This is a genomic window from Erwinia rhapontici (assembly GCF_012271765.1).
In the GTDB taxonomy this organism is placed as follows: domain Bacteria; phylum Pseudomonadota; class Gammaproteobacteria; order Enterobacterales; family Enterobacteriaceae; genus Erwinia; species Erwinia rhapontici.
Map to the genome: position 1 here is coordinate 33,156 of NZ_VRKO01000010.1, position 16,467 is coordinate 49,622.

At 54.6% G+C, this 16,467-nt stretch carries 16 protein-coding genes and 1 tRNA gene; 13 read left to right on the forward strand and 4 right to left on the reverse strand.

From position 1 onward, the window contains the following. Positions 1 to 41: 41 nt before the first annotated feature. Positions 42 to 2,801, forward strand: coding sequence for an autotransporter outer membrane beta-barrel domain-containing protein (locus tag FVB43_RS05575; RefSeq protein ID WP_242462115.1), 2,760 nt, complete (start codon positions 42 to 44; stop codon positions 2,799 to 2,801). Positions 2,802 to 3,360: 559 nt separating this feature from the next. Next, positions 3,361 to 4,299 (forward strand): pectate lyase family protein, encoded by a 939-nt coding sequence (locus tag FVB43_RS05580; RefSeq protein WP_167863562.1) that lies wholly within the window; start codon positions 3,361 to 3,363, stop codon positions 4,297 to 4,299. Between the two features lie 439 nt (positions 4,300 to 4,738). Here FVB43_RS05580 and FVB43_RS05585 read toward each other — a convergent pair whose 3' ends face one another. The 3 genes from FVB43_RS05585 to FVB43_RS05595 all read right to left on the reverse strand — a co-directional run bounded on the left by FVB43_RS05585 (position 4,739) and on the right by FVB43_RS05595 (position 6,229). Next, a complete protein-coding gene (locus FVB43_RS05585) occupies positions 4,739 to 5,026 on the reverse strand; it encodes a hypothetical protein (RefSeq protein WP_167863563.1) in 288 nt (95 codons plus the stop codon). Between the two features lie 137 nt (positions 5,027 to 5,163). Continuing rightward, positions 5,164 to 5,238: transfer RNA gene (locus FVB43_RS05590), tRNA-Arg, on the reverse strand. A 70-nt stretch (positions 5,239 to 5,308) separates the two neighbouring features. Beyond that, entirely contained in the window at positions 5,309 to 6,229 is a 921-nt protein-coding gene (locus tag FVB43_RS05595) for a formate/nitrite transporter family protein (protein WP_133841299.1), read from the reverse strand. Positions 6,230 to 6,474: 245 nt separating this feature from the next. On the opposite strand from FVB43_RS05595, the gene ccmA reads away from it, so the two are divergent. From ccmA to mlaA, 10 genes are all read left to right on the forward strand, one after another. Further along, entirely contained in the window at positions 6,475 to 7,089 is a 615-nt protein-coding gene (gene ccmA, locus FVB43_RS05600; protein WP_167863564.1) for a cytochrome c biogenesis heme-transporting ATPase CcmA, read from the forward strand. Further along, a complete protein-coding gene (gene ccmB / locus FVB43_RS05605; protein WP_133841301.1) occupies positions 7,089 to 7,748 on the forward strand; it encodes a heme exporter protein CcmB in 660 nt (219 codons plus the stop codon). Before ccmA ends, ccmB begins: the two co-directional genes overlap by 1 nt. Positions 7,749 to 7,828: 80 nt before the next feature. Further along, entirely contained in the window at positions 7,829 to 8,572 is a 744-nt protein-coding gene (locus FVB43_RS05610) for a heme ABC transporter permease (RefSeq protein WP_133842107.1), read from the forward strand. Continuing rightward, positions 8,569 to 8,799 carry a heme exporter protein CcmD gene (gene ccmD, locus FVB43_RS05615; protein ID WP_159336247.1) on the forward strand — a complete coding sequence of 77 codons (231 nt, stop codon included), beginning with the start codon at positions 8,569 to 8,571 and terminating at the stop codon, positions 8,797 to 8,799. The genes FVB43_RS05610 and ccmD overlap by 4 nt, the downstream gene beginning before the upstream one ends. Continuing rightward, positions 8,796 to 9,278: a cytochrome c maturation protein CcmE gene (gene ccmE, locus FVB43_RS05620; protein WP_167863565.1), complete on the forward strand. Its 483-nt coding sequence runs from the start codon at positions 8,796 to 8,798 to the stop codon at positions 9,276 to 9,278. Before ccmD ends, ccmE begins: the two co-directional genes overlap by 4 nt. Continuing rightward, the gene (locus FVB43_RS05625; RefSeq protein WP_167863566.1) at positions 9,275 to 11,230 is read left to right on the forward strand and encodes a heme lyase CcmF/NrfE family subunit; all 1,956 of its coding nucleotides are present in this window, start codon (positions 9,275 to 9,277) and stop codon (positions 11,228 to 11,230) included. Before ccmE ends, FVB43_RS05625 begins: the two co-directional genes overlap by 4 nt. After that, positions 11,227 to 11,784, forward strand: a complete 558-nt coding sequence (locus FVB43_RS05630) for a DsbE family thiol:disulfide interchange protein (protein ID WP_133841305.1) — start codon at positions 11,227 to 11,229, stop codon at positions 11,782 to 11,784. Before FVB43_RS05625 ends, FVB43_RS05630 begins: the two co-directional genes overlap by 4 nt. Then, complete coding sequence (locus FVB43_RS05635) at positions 11,781 to 12,242, forward strand: cytochrome c-type biogenesis protein (protein ID WP_133841306.1); 462 nt, start codon at positions 11,781 to 11,783, stop codon at positions 12,240 to 12,242. Before FVB43_RS05630 ends, FVB43_RS05635 begins: the two co-directional genes overlap by 4 nt. After that, a complete protein-coding gene (ccmI, locus tag FVB43_RS05640) occupies positions 12,239 to 13,444 on the forward strand; it encodes a c-type cytochrome biogenesis protein CcmI (protein WP_133841307.1) in 1,206 nt (401 codons plus the stop codon). The genes FVB43_RS05635 and ccmI overlap by 4 nt, the downstream gene beginning before the upstream one ends. A gap of 35 nt (positions 13,445 to 13,479) precedes the next feature. Continuing rightward, positions 13,480 to 14,241 (forward strand): phospholipid-binding lipoprotein MlaA, encoded by a 762-nt coding sequence (gene mlaA, locus FVB43_RS05645; RefSeq protein WP_167863567.1) that lies wholly within the window; start codon positions 13,480 to 13,482, stop codon positions 14,239 to 14,241. A gap of 57 nt (positions 14,242 to 14,298) precedes the next feature. On the opposite strand, the gene fadL is transcribed toward mlaA, so the two are convergent. Then, positions 14,299 to 15,636, reverse strand: coding sequence for a long-chain fatty acid transporter FadL (fadL, locus tag FVB43_RS05650; RefSeq protein WP_133841309.1), 1,338 nt, complete (start codon positions 15,634 to 15,636; stop codon positions 14,299 to 14,301). Between the two features lie 377 nt (positions 15,637 to 16,013). Between fadL and FVB43_RS05655 the strand changes: the two genes are divergently transcribed. Continuing rightward, positions 16,014 to 16,310, forward strand: a complete 297-nt coding sequence (locus FVB43_RS05655; RefSeq protein ID WP_167863568.1) for a YfcZ/YiiS family protein — start codon at positions 16,014 to 16,016, stop codon at positions 16,308 to 16,310. The last annotated feature ends 157 nt before the right edge of the window (positions 16,311 to 16,467 follow it).

Consider the following 16,467-nt stretch of genomic DNA (forward strand, 5'->3'; position numbering starts at 1 on the left):
AAGTTTAATCTTATAAATCATAAAAAATGCAGGGGCGGGGAATGTTAAAATATAGAATGAGTCCAGTGGCAGAAGCACTCAACAGACGCAAGGTGCTGGGCCTTTCTTTGGGGTCCGCAATGGTGTTGCTGTCGTCAGCACAGGCCTATGCAGCCTGTTTCCCCGTTAATATCTCGTCGACACTGGTGGGAACGACCGACTGCATCGACTGGTCTGCCGGGGACTTTAACATTGTCAGTGAGAGTGCACTTATTTCAACGGGTACCCCGCCCCTGGCGGCATCCTCCTCAGCGGGAGTATTAACCAATGACGGATTGCTGAGTGGGACATCCGTCGCCGCCCTGCAGAACACCAGCAACTCCTTGAGCGTTGTGAATGGCGGCAGGATCATCAGTGACACTTTCGGGATCTTAAATAACGGAACGATCGTATCGCTGGCCAACAATGCCGGAGGGACGATTTCCGGCACCACGGCAGGTATTCGGAACAACAGCCTCATTACGTCACTCAGTAATGGCAATATCATCTCGGGTGGCATTGGCATCCTCAATGCCGGTACGATCGGCACGTTGTCCAATACGGGAAGCCTCACCGGAACGACAGCGGGCATTCAGAGTACGGGTGCGATCACCAGCTTATTCAATAGCGGCACTATTTCTGCCAATAGTTACGGCGTTCAAGCTGATAACGGCAGCCTCATCACCTCGCTGGAGAATACCAGCACTGGCCTTATTGAAGCAGGGACAGGGGTTCTGGCTGGCAACCTTACTCCCTCGGGCGTGATCAATATCAACACGCTAACCAATGCCGGTCGGATTTCAGGGACGACTAACGTGGGTGTTGGCACCAGCGCCAACGCCACCATCGGTAGCCTGAATAACAGCGGGACTATCACCGGTGCTCTTGGCGCTGTCGCGAATTCCGGTACTCTCGGTGCGCTGGTGAACAGCGGAACCATTGCCAGCAGCAGCGGCTATGCCATTTATAACGCTTCAATTGGTACCCTGGGGCCGATCACCAACAGCGGCCTGGTCTCCGGTTTGATCGGTAATTTATCCAGCCGCAGCATGACTATCAACGGTGGCAGCGATACGATCTTCGGTACCCTGACCGGTGCCAGTGGCGGCATCGGCAGTGCCGATATCGGGACGATCTCAAGTAACGCCGCCAGCCTCTATTTCGCGTCCGGCAATCTGCTGCTCAACGATAAAATCAACGTCGGCAGCAATTACGTGAACAACACGGGCGCGACGTTGCAGGTCAATAACCTTATCAGCATCACCGGCAATTACACTCAGAGCGCCCTGGCGACATTGCTGGTCGGTGTCAGTGATTCAGCAATAAGCAGCGGGAATGATACCGATACCGGCTATGGGCGTCTGATTGTCAGTGGTGCCGCAACCATCGAAAGTGGTTCGACTGTTTCACTCAAGGCACTCAATACCTACAGCTTTGCGGCAGGACAGCGCTACGTGGTGATCACCGCTGCTACCAGTGGCACCGATTACAATGCCGATTCCTTAAATTATTTGGCCTCCGGATACAGTGGGTTAAACACGGGTGCCGCTGTTGTCAATGGCAACACCAGTAGCCTGGTGGTGACGCTTGGCAATATTATTAATCCGACCAATCCTACTAACCCGACCAATCCTACTACCCCTTCCACCAGCTACGCCACGACTGGCAACGCGATCTCATCGTTGAAGGGACTGAAGCAGTACTCCGGCATTGCCCCGGGACTGCTCGATCTGTATAACGCCTCCCTGGCCATTGACTCTACCCGGGAAGCAAACAAGGTGGGTGAGCAGTTATCACCAGTACAGAACAGCAGCGCCAGCCATGTGGCCTCAGTTGCAACATTCGACGCAGTCAGCGTGGTCGGTCAGCGAGTTGATGCCGTGCGTCTGGCACAATCGCATGGCATGCGTGGTGTGGCTACCGGTGATGATCCTGCTGAGTGGTCTGCATGGGGGCAGGTGTTTGGCGGCCATGCTAATCAGGGGATGGTGGATGCTGTCAGTGGTTATAAAGCGAATTACAGCGGGCTGGTACTGGGCGGCGATCGGGGCTTGGGAGACGCCTGGCGCGCCGGTGGTGCCCTGACCTACAGTTACACCTCGGTTCATGGCGAAGATAATCTTTCCGGTAACAAGACGGGCGTTGACTCATATGGCCTGATTGGCTATGCCAGCTATACCGGTGAACCCTGGTTCGTTAACCTTTCGGCCAGTGTAACCCAGCAACGTTACGACACCACGCGCAATGTGAGTGTGACGGGTTACTCCGATACGGCGCAGGGCAAGTTTGATGGGCAGCAGTACGTCACCAAAGCGGAGTTTGGTTATCCGCTGGCCGTGGCGGACGCCACCACTCTGACGCCGCTAGCCAGTCTGAGCTACAGCTATCAGACGCTGGACAGTTATCAAGAAAGCAGCGGTAATGGTTCAGCCCTGTCAGTAGAAGGCAGCCATAATAACGCGCTGCGTAGCGGACTGGGCGCACGTCTGGATAAATCATTCCAGACAGGCTTTGGCGATGTTGTGCCTTATGTACAGGCTGTCTGGACCCATCAGTATAATCCTCAGCGCAGTGCCACTACCGCCAGCTATATTGCTGATACAGCAGGTGAAACCAGTTTCACCACCTTTGGTGCTTCACCCGTTGAAGACACTGCCGATCTGTCTGTTGGTGCTACCGTGGTTAAATCAGACACGCTCAGCCTGACCGCGCGTTATAACGCGCAACTCGGTGAGCAGTACAAAGGGCAGACCGTCACTTTGCAGGTACGTCAGCAGTTCTGATCCGTTCCCGTCACCCGAATACCGCTTCTGAGAAAGGCCTCTGAAGCGGTATTTATCCCTCGCGCATGTGCCAAAATAATGATTCTTATCGAATGAAGAAAAACAGACATGCCACGACAAGTCCACTGACCCGGGCCTTTCGCATGTCGATCTCCTCGGGGCAACGTTATCAGTATGCAGGACGACCTCTAAAAGTGAATAGTGCGTTTTAGCGGGATACTTACAGCTGCTGCCGGATCCCAAAACCGCACCCAAAAGCCAGAACAGAAACCGTTTCACCGCACCTTCCAGACCCCTCCTTTAACGTAAAGTCATAAAGCCCATGTAGTAGTACATTTCCGTTTAGCGAAAAGTCCAATGTTGATGATGGCTTCTTAATGCCTACTTTTGTTTGCCTGTCGACCAGCGACATGAACTGGCTGGTTCATGGTTTTTACGATGCGTATAAATAGCCCCGTAAGCCGATGGAGTGAGTTCTTACGCTCTCACAAATGGCTCAATCGACAGGGTGTCATACACAGAGTTATCTCAAAAAAACATCATGCAAACAGAGGCTTTTATGACATATCCAACAAGCAAACTGAATGGTCTGGTCGGCTTTGCTAAAGCCGCCAATGTGACAGGTGGCTGGAATGGCTCGGTGGTGGAAATTAATACGTTGGCGCAGCTTAACCAGTATGTAGGTGACAGCACGGCGCGGGTACTAGTGATCAACAGTAATATCACCGCCTCAAGTCTGACGAAAGTGAATCTCGGTTCGAATAAAACTATTATTGGTTCATTCCAGAATCGCACCTTAAACAATATCCATTTCCGTGCGACGACCACCTCGCAGAACATTATTTTCCAGAATCTGATTTTCCAGCATTCAGTGAATATTAAAGCCAATGATGATATCCAGCTTTACCTGAACTACGGCAGTAAATACTGGATCGATCACTGCTCATTCGTCGGTCACACCTGGTCAGATGGTGACGGCAGCCTGGATAAATTGCTGTATATCGGTGAGAAAGCTGACTACGCAACCATCAGCAACTGCTATTTCGGTAACCAAAAATACGGGCTGATTCTGGGGCACCCGGCAGATGATAATGATGCAACGTATAACGGTTATCCGCATCTAACCATTTGCCACAGTTACTTCGATAATATGGAGGTCAGGGCACCGGGACTGATGCGTTATGGCTACTTCCATGTTTACAGTAACTATATCAACAAGTTCCAGCTTGGCTTTACGCTGGCTCAGAACGCAAAAATTATTTCTGAAAATAACTACTTCGGTGAGGGCAGCGCGAATAAAGGCATGCTGGATGATAAAGGCAACGGCACCTTTACTGATACAGGCAGCGTGCCTGCCATTACCAACCAGAAGTCGCCGAAGAGTCAGTGGACAGCGGCATCAAACTACGCTTATAGCGCAAAATCGGCGGCGGATGCGAAAACGTTTGCGGCTGCTAATGCCGGGGCGAAGTCTACGACGCTGGTATTTGGTGGTTAACGGGAGGTAACGGAAGCCCGCACACGCGCTGAGGTATCCCCACAAAAATGAATGGCTGATCATTCGGCTTCAGGTCTGAGGCCAGTTTGAGCACGCCGGATCGGCAAAAGACGCATCCATGCGGGCCTCGGCACGCGGCGTCCCTGCCGCGTGACGTCCGGCTTACCTCAAACTGACCCCATCCCCGCAGAACGATTGCTCGCTGTGGGTATTACAACCCCCACCACGTGACAGTCTCTGCGGATTGATTTGAATCAGGATTAAAGAAGGTGGCTGCCAATAATGCAGGTCTTGTTTTTTGGGGATCCCTCAGCGCACACGCGGACTTTATCCTATCGTGGGGCGGCGGTGTAACCGTCCTGCGTCATCATTCTATTCATATTCAGAGATCTCCCCACATATTCATCCAGATAAAAGCGATAATAATTATAAATGAGATTTATCTAATGAAGAAAAGGAAGCATGCTATTCCTGTCATGATCCCTGTTGCCCATTTCCATTTTCTGGATTTTTCAAAGTAAAAAAAGCTTATCTGGGATATCAAGATAAAAAACAGAATAACACCAGAAAGAATCTTTCCATTATTACTGTTGTTAATCAATGATCCTTGATGGATCATTGGGTCCATATCATAGATAACATCATATTTATCCACCGTAGATAAATAAATGGCCATCATGCCCAGCAGGTAAAAAAGAATAAATACAAACCTGATAAATTTATTCATGTAAATATAATCCTATAGCCAAACCAGCCTGTTGCGGAGCGCGGATGCAACAAACCACTATGAACGGGTCATTTAGATGGATCTTGAGTTTAAAAGGGTTTTTGCGAACTACTGCGTAGGGCGACAGGATAGGAAAATGGTGTCCCCTGCAGGAATCGAACCTGCAACTAGCCCTTAGGAGGGGCTCGTTATATCCATTTAACTAAGGGGACAGCGGCGCGCAGTATAGCCTGTTTCGCGCCGCAGATTAACCACTTACCCGCCTGACTGCGCGTTTTACCATCAATCCGGCTGATTTTCTGCCTCTTTCTTCTCTTTGCGCTTCGCCTCAGCTGCGGCTTTCGCTTTGGCTTTGTTGCTCATGTCGTTACGGATCTGTGCATGGCTGATCAGGGCAAAGATAAAGGTGCCGCCAATGATGTTGCCGGCAAGGGTTGGCAGCGCAAACGGCCAGATAAACTGCTGCCACGGCAGGTCGCCGCTGAACACCAGATAGAAGATCTCCACCGATCCCACCACGATATGCGCCAGGTCACCCAATGCCACCAGCCACGTCATCAGGATGATCACCCAAATCTTAGCGGCGCCCGCAGACGGGAACATCCATACCATGGTGGCAATGATCCAGCCGGAAACCACCGCGTTGGCAAACATCTCCATCGGGCTGTTCTCCATCACTTTCTGGCTGATGCTGACAAACGCCCCGCGTACGGCGTCGTCGAAAATGGGCAGGTGGTTAAAGGCCAGCGCGGCCAGCGCAGTGCCAATCAGGTTACCGCCCAGCACTAACCCCCACAGACGCATCAGCAACAGAAAATTCCCGCCGTTCGGTTTATGCATCACGGGCAGCACGGCAGTGACGGTGTTCTCGGTAAACAGCTGCTGCCGCGCCATAATCACGATAATAAAGCCGAAGGTGTAGCCGAGGTTCTCCAGCAGAAACCCGCCGGGAACATCCTGCAGATTGACGTGGAAGATGCCTTTTGCCATTAGTGAGGCCCCCATCGACAGCCCGGCCGCTATAGCAGAAAACAGCAGGGCGAGGGCATCACGCTCCAGCTCTTTCTCCCCCTCCTGGCGGATCTGCTCGTGTACGGCGGCAGCCTGCGAGGGCAGGGCTTCTTCATCCACCTCAATCTCTTTGCCCTGTTCGCTTTCCTCACTCTCAACCTGATTATCATTATCGTTTTGTGTGTTTTTCATCTTTCCCCCAGAGAATAGCGTTCCCTCTTAAGCGTAGCGGGTATTATCCGACGCGATGAAATGTAACCTGCATTAATAAGAAGAGTAACAAAGCTTTAACCCAGGCGTGAAACCGTGCAAAAAAGCGCCATAGCCCGGTTTTTCAGGGGGGGAAGACGTGCCTTATGCCGCCTGGTCAGCGTAGGCAGACACACAGTTTGTGGTACTATCCTGCATCAAATTTAACAATGTGCGATTTTCCTCCCATGCTGGCAGCCCAAAATCTGACATGTGTTCGCGATGAGCGGACGCTGTTTAGCGATCTCAGTTTTACCGTGAAGGCCGGCGATATTGTGCAGGTGGAAGGGGAAAATGGTGCAGGAAAAACCTCGTTGCTGCGTATTCTGGCCGGGCTCAACCGGGCAGAGCAGGGCGACGTGCTCTGGCAGCAGCGCAGCATTCAGCAGGAGCGTGAAAACTATCACGCCAGCCTGCTTTACCTCGGCCATCTGCCGGGGATCAAAGCGGTATTAACCCCATTTGAAAATCTCAGCTTCTGGCACGCGGAGCGTTCGCCGGAGGAACTCTGGCAGGCGCTGGAGCAGGTTGACCTTACCGGCTATGAAGACGTTGCGGTGTCCCAGCTCTCCGCCGGGCAGCAGCGGCGCGTGGCGCTGGCGCGTCTGTGGCTGTCAGCGGCACCGCTGTGGATACTGGATGAACCCCTGACCGCCATTGATAAATCGGGTGTGGACCAGCTGATAGCCAGGCTGGTGCTTCATGCCGATCGGGGCGGGGCGGTGATCCTCACCACGCACCAGGAACTGCCTGCGACCGTGCGTCATCTCAGCCGCATTCGGCTGACGGATGGGATGGCCTGATGTTCTGGCGCGTATTGCAGCGTGAACTGCGCATCGCTTTTCGTAGCGGGTCAGAAATTATCAACCCGCTGTGGTTCTTTCTGATTGTTGTCACGCTGTTTCCCTTAGGCATCGGGCCGGAGCCGCAGCTGCTGGCGCGCATTGCACCTGGCATTGTCTGGGTCGCGGCGCTGCTCTCCTCGCTGCTGGCACTGGAGCGGCTGTTCCGTGATGATTTTCTCGATGGTTCGCTTGAGCAGCTTCTGCTGTTGCCCACGCCGCTGCCGTTGACGGTGCTGGGCAAAGTGGCCGCACACTGGATCGTTACCGGGCTGCCGCTGCTGCTGCTGTCACCGCTGGTCGCCTTGTTGCTGTCGCTGGATTTTGCCAGCTGGCGCGCGGTGGCGCTGACTTTGCTGCTGGGCACGCCGACGCTCAGTTTCCTCGGCGCGATTGGTGTCGGGCTGACGGTGGGGCTGCGTCGTGGGGGCGTATTACTGAGTTTACTGGTGTTGCCGCTGGCGGTGCCGGTACTGATTTTTGCCAGTGCAGCCATCGATGCTGCGGGCCAGGGGCTGCCGATTGACGGCTATCTGGCCATTCTGGGTGCCCTGCTGGCAGGGAGTGCCACGCTGGCACCTTTTGCCACGGCGGCTGCATTACGGGTGAGCGTTCACTAACCGGCGAAAAGACCGGGAGTACGCCGTTTTAGCGCGAACTTACGCCAGACGAATGATCTTTAATTGTGAGCAAAAACATCATGTGGAAATGGATACATCAACTGGGCAAGCCCGATCGGTTGTACCGATTATGCGGACGCCTGGTGCCGTGGTTTGCGATCCCGGGCGTGGCTGCGCTGCTGCTGGGCTGGGCGTGGGGGTTCGGTTATGCTCCGCCAGCATCTGAGCAGGGTGACGGTTTCCGCATCATCTATATCCACGTACCGATGGCCATGTGGTCGATGGGCATCTATGCCGCGATGGCGTGCGCCGCCTTTATCGGGCTGGTGTGGCAGTGGAAAACAGCTGACCTTGCCATGATGGCCATGGCCCCAATCGGTGCGGTGTTTACCTTTATTACGCTGGTTACCGGCTCCGCCTGGGGCCGACCGATGTGGGGCACCTGGTGGATGTGGGATGCTCGTCTGACGTCCGAACTGGTGCTTTTGTTCCTTTATATGGGCGCCATTGCGCTGTATCACGCCTATGATGACCGCCGCATGGCCGGGCGCGCCGCGGGGATTGTGATCCTCGTTGGTGTGATTAACCTGCCGATTATTCATTACTCCGTAAAGTGGTGGAATACCCTGCATCAGGGCTCGTCCGGGGTACTGTTACAGGCCGTTGACCCGACTATGCGGGCACCGCTGTACTGGTCAATCCTGGGCGTGTGGCTGGTGTTTATTACCCTGACGCTGATGCGCCTGCGTAACCTGCTGCTGCATACCGAGCGCCATCGCCCGTGGGTCGCGGAGCTGGCCGTCAAGGGAGGGCATCACCGATGACACCTGCTTTCTCTTCCTGGCATGATTTCTTTGCCATGGGCCGTTACGGCTTCTATGTCTGGCTGGCCGTGAGCTGCACCCTGATCCCGCTGGTTACGCTGTTGATACATACGCTGTGGCAACGCCGCCGTCTGCTGGCTGACATCCGTCAGCGCCATGCCCGTGAGCAGCGTATTCGCGCAGCAAAAATGAAAAAAGCCGCCACCGCGGCAGGAGAACGATCGTGAATCCCCGTCGTAAAAGTCGCCTGATTCTGGTGATGTTGATATTAATCGGGCTGGGGCTGGCAACGGCGCTGGTGATGTACGCGCTGCGTTCCAATATTGACCTGTTTTACACGCCTGGCGAAGTGATCAACGGCAAAGGCGCTCAGCAGATTAAGCCGGAGCCGGGCCAGCGTCTGCGCGTGGGCGGCATGGTGATGCCGGGCAGCGTTAAACGCGATCCGAACACCTTGCAGGTCTCGTTTAAACTCTACGATGCGGTGGGCGTGATTAGCGTCAGCTATGAGGGCATTCTGCCGGATCTGTTCCGCGAAGGGCAGGGCGTGGTGGCGCAGGGCGTATTGCAGGACGGCACCCACGTACAGGCCAAAGAAGTGCTGGCCAAACATGATGAAAAATACACGCCACCCGAAATTGAAGATGCGATGAAGAAAAATCACCGTTCCCCGGCGGCAATCAGCGCGAGCGGAGGCCAGTCATGATGCCTGAAATCGGCAGTTTCCTGCTGTGCCTGGCGCTGGCGTTTTCGCTGCTGCTGAGTGTTTATCCGTTATGGGGGGCCGCGCGTCAGGATGCTCGTCTGATGGGGCTGGCGCGTCCGCTGACTTACGGGCTGTTTACCTGCATTGCCGGGGCCTTCTTGATCCTCGTTCATGCCTTTGTGGTGAACGATTTCAGCGTGGCTTACGTGGCGACCAACTCCAATACCTTATTGCCGGTTTACTACCGCATTGCCGCCACCTGGGGGGCGCACGAAGGCTCGCTGCTGCTGTGGGTGCTGTTGCTCAGCGGCTGGACGCTGGCGGTGGCGCTGCTCAGTCGCGCCATGCCGGCGGATGCCATTGCCCGGGTGCTGGCGGTAATGGGGATGATCAACCTCGGTTTCCTGCTGTTTATCACCCTGACCTCGAACCCGTTTACCCGCACACTGCCGGACTTTCCGATAGAGGGTAGCGATCTTAACCCTATGTTGCAGGATATCGGGCTGATCTTCCATCCGCCACTGCTGTATATGGGCTATGTCGGTTTCTCCGTCGCTTTCGCGTTTGCCATTGCCTCGCTGATGGCCGGGCGGCTGGATACCGCCTGGGCGCGCTGGTCGCGGCCCTGGACTACGGCGGCCTGGGTGTTTCTCACCATCGGGATTGTGCTTGGCTCGGCCTGGGCTTATTACGAGCTGGGCTGGGGCGGCTGGTGGTTCTGGGACCCGGTCGAAAATGCCTCCTTTATGCCGTGGCTGGCCGGGACCGCGCTGATCCACTCACTGGCCGTGACGGAAAAACGTGGCACCTTTAAAGCCTGGACGGTGCTGCTGGCAATCACCGCCTTCTCCCTCAGTCTGCTGGGCACCTTCCTGGTGCGCTCCGGGGTGCTGGTATCGCTCCACTCGTTTGCCTCCGATCCGGCGCGCGGCATGTTTATCCTCGCGTTCCTGATTATCGTCATTGGCGGTTCGCTGCTGCTGTATGCCATCAAAGGCGGTAAGGTACGCAGCCGGGTGCAGAATGAGGCCTGGTCGCGCGAATCCTTCCTGCTGGGGAACAATGTGCTGCTGATTGCCGCGATGCTGGTGGTGCTGCTGGGTACGCTGCTGCCGCTGATACATAAACAGCTCGGGCTGGGCACCATCTCCATCGGTGAACCTTTCTTTAATACGCTGTTTACCTGGCTGATGGCTCCGCTGGCGTTGCTGATGGGCATCGGCCCGCTGGTGCGCTGGCGTCGTGATGAGCCACAGAAACTGTGGAAGCGTCTGGGGCTGGCGCTGGTCGTCACGCTGCTGCTGTCGATTGTTCTGCCGTGGCTGATGCACGATCGCATTGAGGCGATGACGGTGGTCGGCCTGCTGATGGCGGTGTGGGTGATTATCCTGACGCTGATGGAACTGCATGAGCGCGCCACGCATCGCCATGATTTCTTCGCTGGCCTGCGTCATCTGTCGCGCAGTCACTGGGGCATGGTGCTCGGCCATCTGGGTGTTGCCGTGACGGTGATCGGCATCGCCTTCAGCCAGAACTACAGCGTGGAACGTGATGTGCGGATGAAAGAGGGCGATAGCGTGAGCGTTGCCGGGTATCAGTTCACACTGCGCGGTGTGGTGCGTCTGGTCGGGCCGAACTATTCCGGTAGCACAGGTGTGATTGACGTCACCCGCAACGGGAAACATGAAGCGACCTTGCAGGCGGAAAAACGTTTTTACAGTGCGGCACGCACCATGATGACCGAAGCGGCCATCGACGGCGGCTTCACGCGCGATCTCTATGCGGCGCTGGGCGAAGAGCTGGAGGGTAAATCCTGGGCTGTACGCCTCTATTACAAACCTTTTGTCCGCTGGATCTGGTTTGGTGGTGTCTTTATGGCGCTCGGTGGGGTGCTGTGCCTGCTGGACCCGCGCTACCGTTCGCGTCGTAAAGCACAAAAGGAGCTGGCATGAACAAGAAAATTCTTTATCTCCCTCTGGTGCTGTTTTTGCTGCTGGCGGCGGCGCTGCTGTGGCAGTTGAGCCGAAACGCCAACGGCGATGACCCGACGCGGCTGGAATCGGCGATGGTCGGTAAGCCGGTCCCGGTCTTCAAACTGGAGTCACTGGACCAGCCGGGTAAAACCTTCGATCAGTCGGTGCTGAATGACGGCAAGCCGATCCTGCTGAATGTCTGGGCCACCTGGTGCCCGACCTGCCGGGCGGAACATCAGTATCTGAATACGCTGGCTGCAAAAGGCGTTCGCGTTGTGGGGATGAACTATAAAGACGATCGTCAGAAAGCGATCACCTGGCTTAATACGCTCGGCAACCCTTATGCCCTGAGCCTGTACGACGGTGACGGAATGCTCGGGCTGGATCTGGGTGTGTACGGTGCGCCGGAGACGTTTCTGATCGATGGCCACGGTATTATCCGCTATCGCCACGCCGGTGATATGAACGACCGCGTATGGAACGAGGAAGTGAAACCCCTGTGGGAAAAATACAGCCAGGAGGCCGGATCGTGAAAGCTTATCTGATGCTGCTGGCGCTGGTGCTGTTCAGCGCGGGTGTGCAGGCTGACAACATCGACACCTACTCTTTTGCCACCGTGGATCAGGAGCAGCAATATCGCCAGCTTACGGCCTCGCTGCGCTGCCCGAAGTGCCAGAACAACAGTATTGCCGACTCCAATGCCATGATTGCCGGTGATATGCGGCTGAAGGTTTACCAGCTGTTGCAGGCAGGGCAAACGCCGGAGCAGGTGAAAGCGTATATGGTGGCGCGCTACGGCAATTTTGTTTCTTATCAACCGCCGGTGACGCCGTCGACGCTGATCCTCTGGGCGGGTCCGGCGCTGTTTGTGATTATCGGCACGCTGGTGATTATTCTGCGCAGCCGCAGGCGTGCTGAGCACGTCGCGCTGGATGCGGAACAGCAGCAGCGGCTTGATACCCTGTTAAACCATGACGAGAAGCAGCCATGAGCACACTGTTCTTAACCATCCTGTTGCTGCTGGTCGCCGCCTGTGCGCTATTTTTACTGGCAGGTGTACGCAACAAGCGGGGAAGCACCGCCGATCGCGATCGGCTTAATCAGGCTTTCTATCATCAGCGCCTGCGTGAGCTGGAAGAGGATGAAGGGCAGGGTGTGGTGGCAGAACGTCCCGAGATGGTGCGCGAGTTGCAGGAAACGCTGCTACTGGATATTCCCCAGACCCCTTCTCAAACATCCCGTCAGGTCAGCCGTTGGGCACTGCTGCCGGGCGTGGTGATCCTGCTGCTGGTGAGTCTCGGCTTCTACGTTAAAACCGGAGGGCTGCAACAGGTCCTGGCCTGGCAGCAGGTGAAAAACGAGCTGCCTGCGCTGCGTGCACAGGTGATGGATCCGCAGGCGCGGCCGCTGAGTATGGAACAGCTGGCACGTCTGGCTCTGGGGGTTCGCAGCGAGTTGCAGCGCACGCCGGATGATGTTGAAAACTGGAAGATGCTCGGCCGGCTGGGTATGGTGCTTAACAATGCCAGCATGGCCAGCCAGGCTTTTCGTCATGCCTTGCAGCTGGCACCGACCGACATTGATGTTCGCCTGAGCTATGCTGAAGTACAGACCCGCTCGAACGATCCGCAGGATAATCGTGAGGCGCTCATGATGCTGGAAGCCATGGCCGTGCAGTATCCTACAAATGAGCAGGTGCTGGGGCTGTTAGCCTTTAACGCGTACAACCAGCAAGACTATGCGCAGGCGGTCACGACCTGGCAGAAAATGCTGTCGTTGTTACCGGAAAATGACGGACGCCGGGTGATGATCCAGCGCAGTATCCAGCAGGCAGACAGCGCTTCCGGCAAAGAAAAAAGCCACCTGGCGTTAACCATCAGCCTGTCACCTGAAGCAGAAAAAATGTTACCCGCGAACGGAGTGTTGTATATTTCTGTGTCTGACGGCGTTTCTCAGGTTCCTGTAGCCGTGAAAAAGAGTCCGTTGAGCCATTTTCCTTTATCGATCACGCTGGATGACAGCAATGCTATGATGCCGGATCGGTTGTTATCCTCGCAGCATCAGGTGCAGGTTCGCGTGCGAATATCGCGCGATGGCAGCGCTTACCGTTCACCTGGTGACTGGTTCGGGCTGACTGAAGTACTGCCTTTTGCCGGTCAGCAGCAGATTGCCGTGGAAATTAACCGGCAGTAGTGGACGATAATTTATAACAGTACAGGGAGAAAACGATGAACTATCGCCTGACGGGCTTAGTGCTGGCTAGCGTACTGATGGTGGGATGTGCCACTTCTGAGACGGCGAATGAGCCGCAGGGCCATGCCGACCCTCTGGAAAGCTTCAACCGTTCTATGTTCGACTTTAACTACAATGTGCTGGATCCGTATGTTCTGCGCCCGGTTGCGGTGGTCTGGCGTGATTATCTGCCGCAGCCTGCACGTAACGGGCTGGGCAACTTTTTCAGTAACCTGGAAGAACCCTCTTCAATGGTGAACTATTTCATTGAGGGTAATCCGTATAAGGCGATGGTGCACTTCAACCGTTTCTTCCTGAATACGCTGTTGGGTATGGGCGGTCTGATTGATGTGGCCTCCATGGCTAACCCGAAACTGGCGAAAGAAGAGACCCGTGCTTTCGGTAGTACGCTGGGGCATTACGGCGTGGGATATGGCACGTATGTCGAAGTCCCTGGCTACGGGGGTTTTACGCCGCGTGAAGATATTGGCGGGCTGGTCGATGATGTTTATCCGCCGCTGCTCTGGCTGACCTGGTGGATGTCTGCGGGTAAATGGGCACTGGAAGGGATTGAAACCCGTGCACAGCTGCTCGACTCCGATGCTATTTTGAGAAATTCTAACGATCCTTACGCATTTATGCGTGCGGCTTATTTCCAGTATCATGATTTCCTCGCCAGCGATGGAAAATTAATTCCGCAGGAAAATCCAAACGCCGCCGCAATTAAGGGTGATTTGGGCGATATTGATTCGCAGTAAATAATAAAAAACCCCACGGAAGTGGGGTTTTTTATTCGCGTTGATAAAGCGCAGTGATCAGAACTTATAGTTAAAGCTCGCACCGTACAACCAGGCTTTACCGCTGGAAGTAAAGGTATAAGGTGTCGCCTGGCCACCATTTTGGGCGGTGGCAACCGGATCATTCCCTTCTTTAACCGTGACTTTTTGTCCGTGCATATAAGAAATACCGACATCCACTGACGCATCTTTATTAAAGGCGTAAGAGGTACCCGCGCTCAGCCATAAACGGTCCTGGTCAGGAATAGAGATGGAACGTTTATCCGAAGGAACCGGGCTGTCATCGAAGGCAATACCGGTGCGGAAGGTCCAGTTATCATCGTAGAAGTAACTGGTACCCAGCGCGATGCGGTAGGCATCGTGGAAGCTTTCATCTTTAACGAACAGGTCCTGACCATTGCTGCCGGTCGCTCTCAGCTCCTGGAACTGGCTCCAGCTGGTATACGCCAGGCTGTAGTGAACGGCCCACTGTGGTGCAACTTTGTGGTATCCGGAGACTTCCCACATTTCAGGCAGGTGCAGTGACAGGGAGCCTGAAACCGTATTACCACCAGTACCGGACGGCAGACCAAATTGACCGCCGATCGGGTTGTAGGCCACCGGAATATCACTGCTGTAGTCACCGTCAAAGTCGATTTTCACTTCTGAACGGTAGCTCAGGCCAAAGCGGTTCTTATCATCCACTTCATAAAGAATACCGGCGTTCCAGCCGTAGCCCCATTCATCGCCTTTCAGATGAGCAATCTGGGTATCAGCCGGTGCGGCAGGTAAACCTGCGGCGGGCAGGAAAGCGCCCAGCTCACCAATATTACGTTCGATTTTCGCTTTCGCATAAACGGCATTGACGCCGACACCCATGCTGAAGTGCTGGTTAAGACGATAGGCGGTGCTGAGGTTAAGGTTCATGGTCAACAGATCGGTGGTGCCCGCAAAAGGACCGCCGGCATATCCATCGTTAAACTCGGTGGCGAGACCATAATTACTGGTTGCTGAGGCGCCAATCCACCACTGATCGTTCAGCGGCTGGACGTAGTGAATATTTGGTACCCACTGCGTCGGTGCAATATTATCGGCATTCAGACTATTACCTGCACCAGACTGTCCCTGAATATTCACATCGGGATCGATAAATACCGCGCCAATGGAAAACATAGGGCGATCCATTAATGCCATTGTGGCCGGGTTACGACTGGCCGATGCTGCGGTATCACCCATTGCGCCTTCGCCGGAATAAGCGCGGCCAAGACCAATGGTGGAAAATTCGTTCAGTTGAAAGCCAGCCGATAAAGCATTTGAAGAAACAAGCGCCACTGCTGCTGCGAGTGCAGACTTAGCAAACAGGTTTTTATGGTTCATAACCACAACCTCATTATCTGATTTTTATTTAAGCTCTGTTACGTAACGTAACAAGGGATCGCGGATTCTAGGGACTGACAGACAACCAACAAATCAGACCAGTGGGCCAAGTATAGGTCCGACCTGTGTCTATGTTGCAATATTGTTTTTCAAATATTTCTAAAATGATGCTGAAAAAGCGATCTGGCTTGCAAAAAACTTACAATCAATTTTTTGATGATTTAGTGTGACTTGTTTCGGATCAAATAATAGTGTGATTTTCATCACTTAACGCGCTCTTTTCCCCGGATGGCTGGAGCGAAAACAGGCGCAGGCGTAGACTTATACTTATCTAAATTAACCTGCCGCCAGATACCGGGTGGTATGCCGGAGGATGTATGACTGAAGCTATTAACCGCTGTAACGCCAGTGAAACCGCTGCGTGTTGCTGTGTCGATGTTGGGACAGTAATGGATAACACGGACTGTACCGCCAGCTACAGCCAGGAATTTGCACGTCGTGAACAGGCTGAAGCGATGCTGCGTACGCTGACGGATAAAGCGCGTGCCGTTGAGTCAGAACCTTGCCTGATCGAAAGCCGCTTCAGCGAAACCCCGGCCGGTGTCACGCTGGACTGTGAGTTTACTTTTAGCTGCCAGGCGGAAACGATGATTTTCCAGCTGGGCCTGCGCTAATCTCCCGGTGGAGGGTGCCCGCCCTCCACCAGAATCGTGTGTGTTCTCGCATTTTTTCCCTTCTGCCGTAGCGCCCGTCATTAATCTGGTTAACACTGATCAGGTCAGACCTCTTGGCAATGATGCCGTCTATCTAAGATATGCTCCCGACCTCGCG

What these genes read in the sequence shown, in the direction of transcription:
- fadL (WP_133841309.1), bottom strand. Translation starts at nt 15,636, where the DNA reads ATGAACCATAAAAACCTGTTTGCTAAGTCTGCACTCGCAGCAGCAGTG.
- ccmD (WP_159336247.1), top strand. Translation starts at nt 8,569, where the DNA reads ATGACACCTGCTTTCTCTTCCTGGCATGATTTCTTTGCCATGGGCCGT.
- FVB43_RS05585 (WP_167863563.1), bottom strand. Translation starts at nt 5,026, where the DNA reads ATGAATAAATTTATCAGGTTTGTATTTATTCTTTTTTACCTGCTGGGC.
- FVB43_RS05630 (WP_133841305.1), top strand. Translation starts at nt 11,227, where the DNA reads ATGAACAAGAAAATTCTTTATCTCCCTCTGGTGCTGTTTTTGCTGCTG.
- FVB43_RS05625 (WP_167863566.1), top strand. Translation starts at nt 9,275, where the DNA reads ATGATGCCTGAAATCGGCAGTTTCCTGCTGTGCCTGGCGCTGGCGTTT.
- ccmI (WP_133841307.1), top strand. Translation starts at nt 12,239, where the DNA reads ATGAGCACACTGTTCTTAACCATCCTGTTGCTGCTGGTCGCCGCCTGT.
- FVB43_RS05595 (WP_133841299.1), bottom strand. Translation starts at nt 6,229, where the DNA reads ATGAAAAACACACAAAACGATAATGATAATCAGGTTGAGAGTGAGGAA.
- FVB43_RS05575 (WP_242462115.1), top strand. Translation starts at nt 42, where the DNA reads ATGTTAAAATATAGAATGAGTCCAGTGGCAGAAGCACTCAACAGACGC.
- ccmA (WP_167863564.1), top strand. Translation starts at nt 6,475, where the DNA reads ATGCTGGCAGCCCAAAATCTGACATGTGTTCGCGATGAGCGGACGCTG.
- FVB43_RS05655 (WP_167863568.1), top strand. Translation starts at nt 16,014, where the DNA reads ATGACTGAAGCTATTAACCGCTGTAACGCCAGTGAAACCGCTGCGTGT.
- mlaA (WP_167863567.1), top strand. Translation starts at nt 13,480, where the DNA reads ATGAACTATCGCCTGACGGGCTTAGTGCTGGCTAGCGTACTGATGGTG.
- ccmB (WP_133841301.1), top strand. Translation starts at nt 7,089, where the DNA reads ATGTTCTGGCGCGTATTGCAGCGTGAACTGCGCATCGCTTTTCGTAGC.
- FVB43_RS05580 (WP_167863562.1), top strand. Translation starts at nt 3,361, where the DNA reads ATGACATATCCAACAAGCAAACTGAATGGTCTGGTCGGCTTTGCTAAA.
- FVB43_RS05610 (WP_133842107.1), top strand. Translation starts at nt 7,829, where the DNA reads ATGTGGAAATGGATACATCAACTGGGCAAGCCCGATCGGTTGTACCGA.